The organism is Citrobacter sp. Cpo100 (genome assembly GCF_030332595.1).
Lineage (GTDB): Bacteria > Pseudomonadota > Gammaproteobacteria > Enterobacterales > Enterobacteriaceae > Citrobacter > Citrobacter portucalensis.
The window spans coordinates 1,263,997-1,278,765 of sequence record NZ_JAOWHM010000037.1 but is presented as its reverse complement, the minus strand read 5'-3'; the positions used below and the strand labels follow the sequence as shown (position 1 = coordinate 1,278,765).

Genomic DNA, 14,769 nt, shown 5'->3' with positions numbered 1-14,769 from the left:
ATTAATAAATTCGAGTAAGGGATTTACAGTTCTTGTCATTGCGCTTTACAGAGAAGGCGACAACGGCACATTTTGCTACACAGGGTGCAAAAAAGCGTGCTCGTAAAGGAAATCGTATGCGCTGAAACTTTTGGTAAAGATAAGTCAACGTAGCTGGCTGTCTTTCGAACCCCTGCGATTATATCCTGAAAATGCTGCGCTATGTGAATCTTTATCCTGTTGGCAGGCGATGCACAAGCGTACACCAGGCACGGCCTCACGTCTGGCCTGAGGGATAGGATTGCCGCATTCTTCGCATTCATACAGACTTTCTCCCGTCGGTAACTCACCGCGAGCGCGGGCAACAGCATCTTCAATAGTATTGTTGATCTGTTCGTTAACCGCGTCGTCATTTGCCCATCCGGATGCCATGTGTACCTCCTGCTGATGTCTACAGACTAAGTATAGCGAAGGTGATGGCTGAAAAACGACCACGCGCCAGCAGTATCAGATTTCAGACCATTCACGCAGCAGGTTATGGTAGAGATTGAGTAATGACAGGATCTCGCTGCTCTCCCCATGGCGAGCCTTCAGGGATTGAATGTTTTTATCCAGTTCAAAAAGCATGGCGCGATTTTTGTCGTCACGGACCATCGACTGTATCCACATAAAAGACGCTACACGAACGCCATGGGTCACTGGCGTGACGCAATGTAGGCTGCTGGAAGGGTAAAGCACCAGATCGCCTGCCGGAAGCTTCACCGCATGCTGGCCGTAAGTATCATTGACCAGCAGTTCTCCCCCTTCATAATCATTCGGGTTACTCAGGAATAAAGTTGCGGAAAGGTCCGTGCGCATCCAGCCGTTTTGCGGATGGCTACGCACCGCACCGTCAACGTGAAAACCGTAGGTCTCGTTGTCCTGGTAGCGATTAAACAGCGGTGTGGAGAGCGTTTTCGGTAGTGCTGCGGCGAAGAAAAGCGCGCTGTTATTTACCGCAGTCTGTACCGCCTGTTGTAAAACGCCGTAGCGTTCACTTTGCGTATTCACCTGCTGGTTGTTTTTAACCTGCGCCCCCTGAGCGCCGGTGGTTGCGCGGCCATCAACCCAGTCGGCAGCGTCCAGTTGTTCGCGAAACCAGGCTACATCCTGCACCGACAGAACGCCGGGAATGTGGTACATCATCAGTGTTTCTCCTGAAAGTGGGGCTTACGCCCCACGCGATGGATTAGAAATGCATATTGGCGGTGAGCAGGAAAGTTCTTGGCTCGCCCGGATGATAGCGGTATCCACTCTTGTTTATGGAGGATACATAATCGGTGTCGAACAGGTTATAGACGTTTAGCTGGAAATCGAGATTGCGATTCACGCGATAGCCCAGTTTGGCGTCAGCGACCCAGTAACCTTCAGTGTAGGATGGCGTACCCACCGCACCGTCGGAACCGCGATGCATACTGCCCACGTAGCGAGCGCCTGCGCCAACGGAGATATCATCGGTAGCCTGATACTGGTTCCACAGCGTGAATGCATGTTCCGGTGTATATGGCAGGGAAGAGGATCCATCCTGAGCAACGTTTTTACCGCTGTGGATGGTCGCGCGTTGCTGGGTGTAACCCCCAATAATCTGCCATGCGGGAGTGATGTTACCTGCTACCGAGAGCTCGTAGCCTTCAACGCGTTTCTCTCCGTACTGGGAATAGGTACCGTCGTCGTTCTGCTCAACTTCATTCTCAATATCTGTGCGGAAAATCGCGGCGGTTAACAGCAGGCGCTTATCCAGCACCTCCCATTTGGTGCCGATCTCGCTGGTTTTCGCTTTCTGCGGTTTGAAATCGGTACGGTTCGCACTGTTACCGCTGCCGCCCTGAGCAAGAGCAAAGTTGCTGCCGCCCGGCGGTTGCTGAGAAACGGCATAGTTGATGTACACGTTACCGTTATCGGTCAGGTGATACAGCGCGCCAGCTTTCCAGTTCACCAGATTGCCTGATTTGGCTGTATCCACAGTGGTGACCGGGGAACCTTTGGCCACGCCTGTCGGGCACGCGACTGCGCCGCGACCGGAAGCGCCACAAGCGGTGGCGCTGTCATATTCCGTGCGGTAATTGTCGAGGCGAATACCACCGTTCAGCTCGAATTCACGGGTAATTTGTAGCGTATCAAAAGCGTATACACCGAAGGTGTCTGTTTGCCCGTTAGCGTTGGCGCCGTTACGAGACAATCCGCCGATATTCACATTGCTGTCGGGGTGATAGATATTCACCGGTGGTGGGGTGATCGGCGCCACGCCATAGTTGGTTTGTGTTTCGCGCGTCAGCTCCACGCCGGTGCTGATGTCGTGACCGATGGATCCCGTGTAGAACGTTGAGGTCAGGTTGGTCTGGTTGGTCAAGATCTTATTGCTGACATCCTTGGTATTTGCCAGGCGTGACCAGGTCCAGCTGTCGATGCTGCTGGTGGGTTGGGTGATGTTAGACGCGCCGCCCATCACCGCCGTCATCAGATAATCCTGTTTAATGCGCGACCAGCGGGTGGTGTTGCGAATAGTGGTGCTGTCGTTCAGGTCATGTTCAAAACGTATCGTCGCGGTATCGGTTGTCGAATCGTCGTAATCCGAGTTTGTACCGTAGAAATTATGCGTGTCCACTTTGCCTGAATGATTCAGTGCAGAAGTCCCCGCAGAAGGTGCGGAGTATCCCGGCAAGCCGATGGTAGGGATGCCGCCATCCGGCGTGTTGTGCTGGGTGACATGTAGATAGTTCAGGTACAGTCGATTCTCTGTGCCTAAGCCAAAAGCGAGAGAGGGGGCCACACCGTAACGTTCATTCTTAACATTATCGCGACCAGCATCATGCGTTTTTTCGCCCATCAGGTTTAAACGTGCGGCGGTGGTCTCGCCGATGACCTGATTAATGTCCAGCGTACCACGGCGGAACCAGGCGCTACCGACGCTGGCCGATGCATCGATTCCTGAGTCGGTGCGTGGCTGCTTGCTGATCATATTGATAGAGCCAGTCGGTGCGCTACGTCCATAGTCGGTACCGGAAGGACCTTTGATTACTTCCACCTGTTCGGTATTGAAGGTGTCGCGCGTGACGCTGCCAATATCACGGATACCGTCGATATAAATACTGTTCGAGGTATCCGCACCACGCATGTAAACCGCGTCACCGGTGCTGGAGTTACCGTTCTCACCGGCGAAAAATGCGCCAACGCCCGGGACGTTTTTCAGCGCGTCGGTCAGATTTGTTGCGCCTTGATCCTTAATCACCTGCTCAGAAATCACCGTCATGGTGCGGGTTGTATCCGCCACCGGACGGGAGAATTTAGGGTCGGCAGACTGTGTTGGGGCGTACAGCGAAGGTTTGGCCGCTTCAACGATCAGAGTGTCTTCTTGTTTTTTATCCTGGTCGTCCGCAGCGACAGCCTGAGCTATAGGGGACAGGCCAATGCACAGACCGGCAAAAAAAGTCAGTGAGTGAAAGCTACTGGACGGCAAGTTGCGATTTTTATCCATGTTAATGAGTGACTTATTATTTTTTGAGTGGACGGTTTCACTCGCGCGAAGGGACATCTCTATGGATGTTATACCCTGCAGGCCTCGCGGAAATGAATGTGTAATTGATAATGATTTTGATAAGCATTACTAATTAGTGCGACGTTTTAGCATTCATTAATTCAAAAATAAATACATTTATTTACATTGGATTCAAAATGCCAACATATTGATTACAAATTGAACTGCAATGAAGTGAACAGCGCGCAGAAAACTGCATTCAGGATGAATGCAGTTGGGCTGAGAAGGGGTTACTTATAGATGGTTGCGGTGCCGTACATCTGATTTTTACCGCCTGCAGAATTAACGACAAAGCCTTTTGCGCCTTGCTCTTTCGCTTTCTCCGCCAGCTTGTCTTCCAGGTCGCTCAGATTAGAGGCGCCGGTAGCGGATACGGTGCCGGAAGCATGTAGCTGACCGGTTGCAGGGCTAGTGTTGGGCTGTGCAGCAAAGGAGGCAAATGTCATGCCGGAAAGTACGGTAGCAGCAAGTAATGTGAGGCATTTCTTCATGGTGATGTCCTCTGAAAAACAACAGGTGTGCCTGATAAGTTTAGGTCGTCAGCGGATGACATTTACCGCAAAAAATTGGTGATGAACTGTCTGTTTTTTGAACAATCAGCAAGGCGTCAAACAGGTGTAAAAAATCAAATTTCCTTGTTGTGTGTGTTTACCGCGTGGCGTTATGCGGGTATCTTACGCCGCTGTTAAAAGGAGAATGCTATGTCCGCCCAGAAACCGGGATTACACCCACGCAACCGCCACAATGGCCGTTATGATCTTGCGACTTTATGCCAGGTTACGCCCGAGCTGACGCAATTTCTCACCCTCACACCCGGCGGTGAGCAGAGTGTTGATTTCGCGAATCCGCAGGCAGTAAAGGCGCTCAATAAAGCACTGCTGGCGCATTTTTATGCGGTGAAAAACTGGGATATTCCAGATGGTTTTCTGTGCCCGCCGGTGCCTGGTCGTGCTGACTACATACACCATTTGGCCGACCTGTTGGGTGAAACCAGCGGAACCATTCCGGCAAATGCGAGCGTGCTGGACGTGGGAGTGGGGGCAAACTGTATTTATCCACTGATCGGCGTGCATGAATATGGCTGGCGATTCACGGGTAGTGAAACCAGTAGCGAAGCGTTTAACAGCGCTCAGGCGATCGTCAACGCCAATCCGGGATTAACCCGTGCTATTCGTCTGCGCCGCCAGAAAGATGCAACGGCAATCTTCAACTGCATCATTCACAAAAGTGAGCAGTATGAAGCCACATTATGTAACCCGCCATTCCATGATTCTGCGGCCTCAGCCCGTGCCGGAAGCGAGCGAAAACGCCGTAATCTGGGACAGGACAAAGACGATGCGCTGAACTTTGGCGGACAGCAGCAGGAGCTGTGGTGTGAAGGCGGTGAAGTGGCGTTCATCAAGAAAATGATTGCTGAAAGCCAGGCCTTTGGTCGCCAGGTGATGTGGTTCACCACGCTGGTGTCGCGCGGTGAGAACTTGCCTCCGCTGTACCATGCATTAACGGATGCGGGCGCGGTGAAAGTGGTCAAGAAAGAGATGGCCCAGGGACAAAAGCAGAGTCGCTTTATTGCCTGGACCTTTATGGATAACGATCAGCGTCGTCGTTTTATGGCGCGTAAACGCTAAAGCGTTGGCTCGGTTGGCGGTAGCGGTTCGCTTGCCGCCGACGCAGGGCCATTCCCTGGTGCAGGTAACACTTGATACGTCTGTACAGGGGCGCGTATGTTGGCCAGATCGAAGTATTTCTTCACCTGGCTGTCGAGCGCAAAACGTACCGTCCACTGCTTCAGCGGCAAGGTGGTAAACGAGACCCGTAGCGTGAATGCCGTATTGGTTAATCCTACAATCCCGGCAAACGACGGCTCGCCGATAATCAGCCCGCGAATATCATCTTTTTCCATCACCGCAGCAACCGCGTCTTTCAACGCCTGATTTGCTTTATCCGCATCCTCATGGCGGTCTACGTCGTAATTGGCGACGACCGATCCAATTCCACGCACAAAGTTGGCGAAGGTCGTTATTGATGACCAGGGAATGATATGGTACGCCCCGGTGTCCTGACGCACGCCCACAGAACGAATGGACATTCGTTCAACCGTACCGGTGAGTGGGCCGATGGTCACCAGGTCGCCGGTGTTCATGCCATTTTCAAACTGAATAAAAATCCCGGTAATAATATCTTTTACCAGCGTTTGCGAGCCGAAAGAGATTGCCAGCCCCAACGCCCCGGCCCCGGCCAGCAATGGGGCGATATTAACGCCAATTTCCGACAGCACAATCATGATGGTGATCGTGCTGATGATCACCGCCAGCGCGTTGCGAAACAGCGTCAACAGGGTGCGGGTACGAGCGCTGGGTAGCGGGCGTCCATGAATATCGGAAGCCAGACGATTTTCAATCAGGCTGGCAAGGATCGTCCAGCCGATGGCGGAGAAGAATAAAATCAGCGCGATACGGATCAGAATATCCACCGTTTTTTCTCCTGCGCCGTAATGCAGCCAGTTCCAGAAGTCGAACAGTCCCCAGGCATTCAATAGCAGCATCACCGCAACGCACACCGTCAGGATCCTGGCCACGCTTAACGCCGTCGACAGCCAGCCATTCAGCCGCTTTTGGAGTTCCGGATAGCTGCGCTGGGTGTGTGGCGAAAGGGTAATAGTTTTGGCTATCCAGCGGGAAAACATGCCGGAAACAAAGGCGGCAATTCCAATGATTACCAGGCTGCGCAGCGTAGCGCCCATCATGAATTTCAGGCTGTTGCCCGGATCAAACAGCGAAAAGAAAAACAGCACAATGAAGTAGGCGCTGGCCAGCCAGTGCCATACCAACGCAAAGGCGCGGATAAACAGGCTGAAAAAAGCTAACGATCTTTCTGCCAGATTCTGTAAATGCAGCGTTATCTCTTTCTTATTTCTGAAAATCAGGTACAGCGCCCATAGCGTGATACACAGCATGATGATGACGTTGGCCATCGCGCCGACCTGCACATTGACCTGATTGGAGATAATGGGAACGGCAACTATAAGCCCGTAACCAATCAAACTGCTTAATGAACTCAAACGCCGATTCCAGTAGCGCGCACCGGCATCCTGAATGTTAAACGGGCGCAGTTCGGCCACCGTTGGGCAAAATATCAGACGCAGAATGGCTTTGAAGAATTCAATCAGGGCAAAGGCATTGAGAAACAGGCTTTGCTGAAAGGCGATGGTGCGACTGCCGGCGTTCATTCTGTCGCTCAGTATCTGCCCGACAAACAATGTCAGCGCCAGCAGAAGCAAATCAATAATGAATGCGCCAACGATCATCGCCGGAAGCTGCAGCCAGTTGCTGCGTTCGCGGTTTTTCCGCCGCGCCCATTGCCCCATTTTGCGATACAGCGGCAGCGCGCACAGGCGGATCAGCCAGTAAAACCCGAACACTGACGCCGCCAGCATTAAAAAATGAGTCAGGGCATTGGTGAACGTTTGCGGGTTAAAGGTCTTGTGCGGTGCATCGGTAATATTGCGATAAAGCTGGGCAAAGCGGCTGGAGAGCGCCTCACCGTAGTGCCGGGTGACATCGGTGACGTTTTCCAGCACCGTTTTTTCTTCCGTTAACGTGGGTGGGACAATGGTTGGCACCGGCTCAGCAGGGGGGGCAGTTGCCACTTTGCGTAACTGATCGATCAGTTCTTTCCGCGAGGTGTCATTTTCCAGCACATCAGCCAGTGCGCCGTAGGCCGCTTTCTTCTGTTCAACATCCGGCTCTTTTGCCGGGGCGGTTTGCGCGTTGGTTGACGTTGGCGTGGTGACGCCTGGTATCGTCACTGCCTGAGTCGGAAGACTCAACAGACAAACAAAGATGAACAGGATCCAGCGCATGACTCCTCCCATGAGAAAATAAATTCAAAAGGATAAGTATAGATGTCAGAACGGGAGGGAATTGAAATGAGAGGATTCTGGTGAAAAACCTCCCTTCGGGCGAAGGGAGGTTGAGCTATCAGGAAACGTGCTGCAAGAATTCCTGTAAGCGTTGGCTGGGGGGATTTTCAATCAGGGCCTGCGGATTACCGTCTTCGGCAATTCGTCCCTTATCAATGAAAATCAGGCGTGAAGCCACTTTTTCGGCAAAGCCAATTTCGTGGGTCACAATCACCATGGTCATCCCTTCTTCCGCCAGGTCCTGCATAACTTTCAGAACTTCATGACGCAGTTCCGGGTCGAGTGCTGAGGTTGGCTCATCAAATAGCATCATTTTCGGTTTTACTGCCAGCGCACGGGCGATAGCCACACGCTGTTGTTGACCGCCGGACAGTTCAGAAGGGTAGTGATGTGCACGTTCGGCCAGACCCACTTTTGCCAGCAGCTCTTTCGCCAGTTTCTCGGCCTGTTCTTTATTCGCCCCGCGTACGCGCTGCGGTCCGAACATGACGTTTTCCAGTGCCGTCAGATGTGGGAACAGGTAAAACTGCTGAAACACCATTCCGGCTTCCTGACGGATTAAGCGCTCGTCTACCTTCGGATCGTTTACTTTCAGACCATCGACGATCAGATCGCCGGAGGTTATCTCTTCCAGTTTGTTAATGCAGCGCAGCAGGGTAGATTTACCGGATCCTGACGGCCCGATAATCACCACGACTTCACCCTGCTGAATGTTCAGGTCAATATTGTGCAGCACCTGGGTTGGACCAAAGTGCTTAGAAACGTTTTTAAATTCAATCACAGGATTTTCATCCTTCTTTCCAGACGACGCAGAATGAAGCTCAGCACCAGCGTAATGATCAGATAGAACACCGCAACGGCGCTCCAGATTTCCAGTGCGCGGAAGTTACCGGCAATGATTTCCTGGCCCTGACGGGTCAGTTCAGCGACGCCAATGACAATAAACAGCGAGGTATCTTTAATGCTGATGATCCACTGGTTGCCCAGCGGCGGCAGCATACGACGCAGTGCGAGAGGTAAAATAACGTGGCGGATAGTCTCTGTGCGTGAAAGTCCAAGCGCCAAACCGGCTTCGCTGAACCCTTTATGGATTGAGAGCACGGCACCGCGGGTGATTTCCGCAATATAGGCCCCGGAGTTGATCATGATGGTGACAACGGCGGCGCTAAAGGGGTCAATGCGTAAATCGTTAAATGCCATTGGCAGAGCGAAGTAAATAAACATTACCTGCACAACGATTGGCGTACCGCGAATGACTTCGATAAACACCAGCGCTACGTGGTTGGCGATCCAACCGCCGAAAGTGCGCGCAAACCCTGCTGCAAGTCCGATTATCAGACCGCCAGCCAGACCGAGGACCGAGATCCACAGGGTCATTTTGGCGCCTTCAATCAAAAGCGGGATGGCGGGCCAGATGGCACTCCAGTCAAACTGCATATGTCGTTCCTGTTACCGTGGTGTAAATATTCAAATGCCCGTTTTGCCGGATGTGCTGTGCTTATCCGGCCTACAGGTCTCAAAAATCCAGGCGTAGGCCCGGTAAGCATCACGCTACCGGGCAACGCTGCCGGTTATTATTTAGGTTCAGTACCGAACCATTTTTTGTAGATTTCGTTGTAAGTACCGTTCTCTTTCAGCGTTTTCAGCGCGCCGTTCACTTTCTCACGCAGGTCGTCGCTGCCTTTCGGGAAGGCGATACCGTACTGCTGGGCTTCCAGCGATTCGCCTACAGCTTTGAACTGACCATTGCCTGCTGTTTTGATGAAGTAAAGAATGTTTGGTGTGTCGTGCAGTACAGCGTCTGCGCGGTTGGTGCCCAGTTCCATATATGCGTTATCGATATTCGGGAACTGACGCAGGTCTTTGGTTTTGATATTCACTTTCGCGTAATCAACGGAACCGGTGCCGCTCTTAACTGCAACGACTTTACCATCCAGATCTTTTACGCTTTTGACGTCGTTGTTATTCGCTTTCACCATCACTAACAGACCGCTTTTGTAGTAGCCGTCGGAGAAGTCGATCGCTTTTTTACGCTCTTCGGTGATGGTGATACCTGCCAGTGCCAGGTCGATATTTTTGGTTTGCAGAGCCGGGATGATGCCGCTGAAATCCATCGGTTTCAGTTCATAATCCAGTTTCAGTTCTTTGGCCACGGCAGCCCACAGATCCACATCAAAACCAACGTATTTGTCACCCTGTTTGAATTCAAACGGTACAAACGCGGTGTCGGTTGCGACAACCAGTTTCTTGTCTGCGGCATGGGAGGACACCGCAAAAGCCAGGGTAAGTGCAGCCAGTGAAACTTTTAATACAGACTTCATAGGATTTCCTTTTATATCCACGGGGCGATCCCCTGCGAGAACATATGGCTTAATGAAAAAATCGTGCCAATTTTGCAACTCATTGTTTTAACAAGAGGGTGTCTCGTTTCTCTGCACAATAAGTAGGGCATAGCGAATAATCTGCACTGTTTTGGGGCACTCATTTGGTGCGAACCAGTCACGGTGCAAACGGTATGACTATTTAGCGTAAAAATTGTTGATAAAACAATCTTTCGTTAACGATTGTGTGAGGTGATTATTACAAATAATTTACTTTGGAGTGACGAATGATCAATGTTATGCACCATAGATGTGCAAAACCCCCGCCGGAGCGAGGGTTATATAGGTAATTCTTATGTCTGCTGTTACTCAATGTTGGCTTCGATAAACCACAGGAATTTATCGAGGTCGCGAGAAGCTGCGGTAAAGATATCCGCGGTATCTTCGTCTTTTGCTTCGCTGATAGCTTTACGTACGCTGTTTGCAACTACGGCATAACGTTCGGCCAGCTCTTTTAAGTGGTCCTGTACGCTATGGATATCCAGCGGGTAACTTTTCAGAGGCGTTTTGCTGTTAATAACCTGAGTTGTGCCCAGTGCCACACCGCCCAACTGTACGGCGCGTTCAGCCATGGTGTCGAGGTGATCGGTCAGAGCTGTACGGAAGCCATCCAGCATTTCATGTACTGCAATGAAGTTTGCACCGCGCATGTTCCAGTGAGCCTGTTTGGTGATCAATGACAGGTCAATGAACTGGATTACTTGCTGATTCAGCAGTTCTACGGTCGCTTTCTTTTCGCTATCAGACACATCGTTGCGGGTATAAAGGAGGGCGGATGCTTTTGTTTTTACCAGTTTCGCGGTACTCATATTTTCATATCCTCTTGATATTTATGTCCCAACTCTTCAACGGAATTAAGTATAGCGCTAAATTTGGATTTTTGTTTCCGGTGTTGCCTATCACTTTAATAGCGAAGACGAGGGTGAATATAAAATATCAAATAAAATCAATGTCATGAGTGTTTTGTTACTTGCGTGGTGTTATTTTTATGTTAATTTTAAGATTAAATGAAATATGCGGATGAGAAAATTATATTTATTAGAATTATTATCACGCAGATTTACAATTGGATATTCTGCATGATTATGCAAACCATGCAGAATATTACGTGGTTAATTCACGTCGACTTGTTTTATTTTTGGCTCTTTACGAATAGTGAGCGTAGAGCCCATTGATGCGACAATAATGGCGCCCAGAGCGAGCGTCTGGATAAGCGTCAACGTTTCACCGAGGAAGATCATTCCGGAAACCGCTGCCAGCGCGGGTTCCATGCTCATCAATGTACCGAAAGTACGCGTAGGCAGGCGCGTCAACGCAATCATCTCCAGCGAATAGGGAAGCGCAGTAGAGAGGACTGCAATGGCCAGACCTAACGGCAGAATGGACCAGTGCCACAGGGCATCTCCGGCCTGGAGTGCGCCGATTGGTACAAATACCAGAGCTGCAATGAATGACCCTACTGCGACGGTCGCAGGACCGTGTTCCGCGCCGGCTCGCTGCCCGGTAAGAATATAGATGGCCCAGCAGGCGCCAGCCCCCAGTGCCAGCGCTGCGCCGGTTAAATCTACGTGAGAAACGTCCTGACCCAGAGGCAGCAGGAACCAGAGCCCGAGTACTGCCAACGCAACCCAAATGAAATCCACCGGGCGTCGGGATGAAAACAGCGCTACCGCGAGCGGGCCGGTAAATTCCAGCGCCACGGCGATTCCCAGTGGGACGGTTTGGATAGACAGGTAGAAAAGATAGTTCATCCCGCCCAGAGACAGGCCATAAAACAGTAGCGGCAGGCGTTGTTCTTTGGCGAATCGTAAACGCCAGGGCTTAAAGAAAGCGATAAGGATGAGCGTGCCCAGCGCAAGGCGCAGCGCGGTAACGCCCGGCGCACCGACGAGTGGGAACAAAGATTTTGCCAGTGATGCTCCGCTTTGAATGGAGGACATAGCAATAAGCAAAACCAAAATAGGCAACCAGACTGGCGCTTTACGTGACAACCCCGGCATCCTTTCTCCTGTCAAATGATGATTACACGTCTCCATCTGTGCCACGCTTCAGCATTGTTCCGACGCAGATGATTTTATGTATAGAAAAGTAAAACAGCGAGTGTAATGGAATTACGCTCAACTGGTTGAGTATTCGTTGAAAAAAAAATTGCTCAGTTCCGTACAATGGCATGAAAATGATGGATTAATAATCTGTGTGATTAGGAATGTTCTGGATGAATGTGCCATATTGTGCGCGCAATAATGGTATTTTCAGTTGAAAAAGTGATGTTAATTGAAAGAGATAGCGGGTTTTTGAAATGTTCTGTTACATGAAAGACCCCGTTAGACATCGCGAATCGCAAAGAGTTTCCCATCAATTTTTGGTATATTTAAAACTTAAGATTTACTTGAAGCACATTTGAGGTGGTTATGAAAAAAATTGCATGTCTTTCAGCACTGGCCGCTGTTCTGGCTTTCTCCGCAGGTACTGCTGTAGCTGCTACTTCTACCGTTACCGGTGGTTACGCTCAGAGCGATGCTCAGGGCGCAGCGAACAAAATGAACGGTTTCAACCTGAAGTATCGCTACGAGCAGGACAACAACCCGCTGGGTGTTATCGGTTCCTTCACTTACACTGAAAAAGATCGTACCGATGCTTCTGGCGACTACAACAAAACCCAGTACTACGGCATCACTGCTGGTCCGGCTTACCGTCTGAACGACTGGGCAAGCATCTACGGTGTAGTGGGTGTTGGTTACGGTAAATTCCAGAACGCAGCATCTCCGGCTGACAACCACAGCACCAGCGACTACGGTTTCTCTTACGGTGCTGGTCTGCAGTTCAACCCGATCGAAAACGTTGCTCTGGACTTCTCCTACGAGCAGAGCCGTATTCGTAGCGTTGACGTTGGCACCTGGATTGCTGGCGTGGGTTACCGCTTCTAATCACTTCGGTGATATGAAAAATCCGCCTCTTGGGGCGGATTTTTTTTGCGTGTAATGCAGGAAGGAATGTCGTTGTAGGCCTGATAAGCGCAGCGCATCAGGCATCGGTAGCAAAATGCCTTATCCGGCCGACAACGTATTATTTGGTTGAGAAAATATCGGTACCCAGATGGTTGTAATCCACCTTCTGCAGTTTGAAGTTGGTGATGTACACCGGCCCGGCTTTTTTCTCTGAGATAAAGCGGTAGTTGTTGGTGATTTCTTTTGCGCTTATCCCCGTCCACTGCGAGAAAAAGCTGAGGAAATCATTGGCGGAGCGACGGGCTTTAATCACCCGATGCGCTTTATCATCGCTCGACAGCACCATGAAAGGCACCTGGAAATTCTGCTGGAACTGATCGTCATGCGCCAGGTACTGCACCTCTTTTCCCCGCTCTTTAAACGCGAGGCCATGATCGGAGAAATAGACCATCGAGAAGCTATTACCGCTGTTACGTAACTGCTCGTAAAGCTGGCGCAGCAGGTCATCCGTTTGCGTCATGGTGTACAGATAACAAGATGTCTCTTTTGACTGGACGAAAGTCTCGTATTTACCCTGCGTTCGGTCACAGGCCTGCGGATGCGAGCCCATTAAATGCAGCACGATGAGCTGTGGCTGGGTGCGCTCGGTTGCCAGCACCTGGGCAGTCATCTTCAACAGCGCTTCGTCACGGGTGTTTTTATCCGCTTCGAAGTCACCGCTTTTGAGGAACTGAACCTCATCAGCGCGCTTCGCAATGCTGGCGATGGCCGTATCGTATTCACCAATCTGTCCCTGATTGGAAAACCACCATGTCTGAAAGCCCGCGCGGTTAGCCAGGGTGACAAAGTTATCCTGGAACTGGGGTTTATTATCCACTACCCGATTAAGCGTTAAGCCGAGCGATTTTTGCGTTGAACCGCTGGCAGCAATGTAATCCGCAAAGATATAGCCGTTAACGGAGCTGGCAAACGGGGTGTTATCCCAGTGACCGCCAAACGCGCCTAACGCATCGCGGCGGGCGCTTTCACCGATTACCACGACGTAGGTGTGATACTTCGGTTTAACGGCGGTTACCGTCCAGCTGTCTTTTACGCTCGACAGTTTCGCCATACGCTCTTGTTCGTCGAGCACTTCGTTGTTATTGACGATAACGTCCTTGGCGAAACGGAAAACCGGATAGCCAGTGTCTTTCAGCTTGAACACGCCGCCCCAGGCCAGGTTTTGTACCGGGGTAACAAAGAATGCGACAACGCTAAACAGCAAACAAATGCTGTCGAACTTATTCCAGTTGCGCTGCTGCACATCTTTTTTACGGCGTACGGCGATAACGCCAAGGGCAAAAATAAACACTCCAACCAGATAACTGTACCAGGGGAAGATGGTCAGGATCTCGGTTGACTCTTCCATATTGGTTGAGTGCAGCGCCAGCAAGGTGTTGAAGTTCGGTGAGCCGTAAGCCTGGCCGAACGGAAAGTACATTGCTGCAATGAGTGAGCAAATGCCAATCAGTGCTTTCTGCGCGCGCGGCGCGCTACGCCACAGCAGCATCAATATACAGGTGAAAGCAACGCTATAGAGCAGGCTAAGCGGATAGCCCAGAGCAAGGTTTATTAGCAGAGACTGTAAGAAATAGAGGCCAGTCCACGGACTAATTGCCCGGCTACGAGCAATGATTGAATCTTTGAGGGTTAAATTCATATGCCACTGTTACAAAAACGCCATGTGCTTACCCTGGCGCTAAGGGTCATTGCCTGCCTGAGAGAGCGAGAAGAGGGATAGGGTCCGCATCCGCGAGCCGCAATATACGCAGGGCTGCGAAAAGATAGAGTGTGCGCAAGAGAAGGTCAACTACTACAAAGAAATTGTTTTGCGAGGGACGTGGCAAAACTGACAAAAAGAAGGGTTATTGAGACGAAAACCACCACCGTACCCGAATGACGGCAGGAAAATGAAGCGGCGTACCG

General features: G+C 50.9%; 13 protein-coding genes. 2 read left to right on the top strand and 11 right to left on the bottom strand.

Features of this window, described 5'->3' with window-relative positions:
- Positions 1-144: 144 nt before the first annotated feature.
- From OGX96_RS21875 to mcbA, 4 genes are all read right to left on the bottom strand, one after another.
- A complete protein-coding gene (locus tag OGX96_RS21875) occupies positions 145-411 on the bottom strand; it encodes a DksA/TraR family C4-type zinc finger protein (protein WP_072055778.1) in 267 nt (88 codons plus the stop codon).
- Positions 412-486: 75 nt separating this feature from the next.
- Positions 487-1,164 (bottom strand): PKHD-type hydroxylase YbiX, encoded by a 678-nt coding sequence (ybiX, locus tag OGX96_RS21870; RefSeq protein ID WP_234095992.1) that lies wholly within the window; start codon positions 1,162-1,164, stop codon positions 487-489.
- A gap of 43 nt (positions 1,165-1,207) precedes the next feature.
- Positions 1,208-3,493 carry a catecholate siderophore receptor Fiu gene (locus OGX96_RS21865; protein WP_286584204.1) on the bottom strand — a complete coding sequence of 762 codons (2,286 nt, stop codon included), beginning with the start codon at positions 3,491-3,493 and terminating at the stop codon, positions 1,208-1,210.
- A gap of 290 nt (positions 3,494-3,783) precedes the next feature.
- Positions 3,784-4,044: a DUF1471 family periplasmic protein McbA gene (gene mcbA, locus OGX96_RS21860; RefSeq protein WP_048235782.1), complete on the bottom strand. Its 261-nt coding sequence runs from the start codon at positions 4,042-4,044 to the stop codon at positions 3,784-3,786.
- Positions 4,045-4,254: 210 nt separating this feature from the next.
- Here mcbA and rlmF point away from each other — a divergent pair, with 210 nt between their 5' ends.
- Positions 4,255-5,181, top strand: coding sequence for a 23S rRNA (adenine(1618)-N(6))-methyltransferase RlmF (gene rlmF, locus OGX96_RS21855; protein ID WP_198801924.1), 927 nt, complete (start codon positions 4,255-4,257; stop codon positions 5,179-5,181).
- Here the strand turns inward: rlmF and ybiO are convergent.
- The 6 genes from ybiO to rhtA all read right to left on the bottom strand — a co-directional run bounded on the left by ybiO (position 5,178) and on the right by rhtA (position 11,856).
- Positions 5,178-7,415, bottom strand: coding sequence for a mechanosensitive channel protein (ybiO, locus tag OGX96_RS21850; protein ID WP_071445081.1), 2,238 nt, complete (start codon positions 7,413-7,415; stop codon positions 5,178-5,180). The genes rlmF and ybiO overlap by 4 nt on opposite strands.
- Before the next feature lie 118 nt (positions 7,416-7,533).
- Positions 7,534-8,256, bottom strand: coding sequence for a glutamine ABC transporter ATP-binding protein GlnQ (gene glnQ / locus OGX96_RS21845; RefSeq protein WP_003035246.1), 723 nt, complete (start codon positions 8,254-8,256; stop codon positions 7,534-7,536).
- Positions 8,253-8,912, bottom strand: a complete 660-nt coding sequence (glnP, locus tag OGX96_RS21840; protein WP_003035248.1) for a glutamine ABC transporter permease GlnP — start codon at positions 8,910-8,912, stop codon at positions 8,253-8,255. Before glnP ends, glnQ begins: the two co-directional genes overlap by 4 nt.
- 137 nt (positions 8,913-9,049) lie before the next feature.
- Entirely contained in the window at positions 9,050-9,796 is a 747-nt protein-coding gene (gene glnH / locus OGX96_RS21835) for a glutamine ABC transporter substrate-binding protein GlnH (protein ID WP_286584203.1), read from the bottom strand.
- A gap of 365 nt (positions 9,797-10,161) precedes the next feature.
- Positions 10,162-10,665 (bottom strand): DNA starvation/stationary phase protection protein Dps, encoded by a 504-nt coding sequence (gene dps / locus OGX96_RS21830; RefSeq protein WP_003035253.1) that lies wholly within the window; start codon positions 10,663-10,665, stop codon positions 10,162-10,164.
- 303 nt (positions 10,666-10,968) lie between these two features.
- A complete protein-coding gene (rhtA, locus tag OGX96_RS21825; protein ID WP_286584202.1) occupies positions 10,969-11,856 on the bottom strand; it encodes a threonine/homoserine exporter RhtA in 888 nt (295 codons plus the stop codon).
- A 411-nt stretch (positions 11,857-12,267) separates the two neighbouring features.
- On the opposite strand from rhtA, the gene ompX reads away from it, so the two are divergent.
- A complete protein-coding gene (gene ompX / locus OGX96_RS21820) occupies positions 12,268-12,783 on the top strand; it encodes an outer membrane protein OmpX (RefSeq protein ID WP_048214619.1) in 516 nt (171 codons plus the stop codon).
- A 139-nt stretch (positions 12,784-12,922) separates the two neighbouring features.
- Here the strand turns inward: ompX and OGX96_RS21815 are convergent, their stop codons facing one another.
- Positions 12,923-14,503: a phosphoethanolamine transferase gene (locus tag OGX96_RS21815; RefSeq protein WP_198801925.1), complete on the bottom strand. Its 1,581-nt coding sequence runs from the start codon at positions 14,501-14,503 to the stop codon at positions 12,923-12,925.
- Positions 14,504-14,769 lie beyond the last annotated feature (266 nt).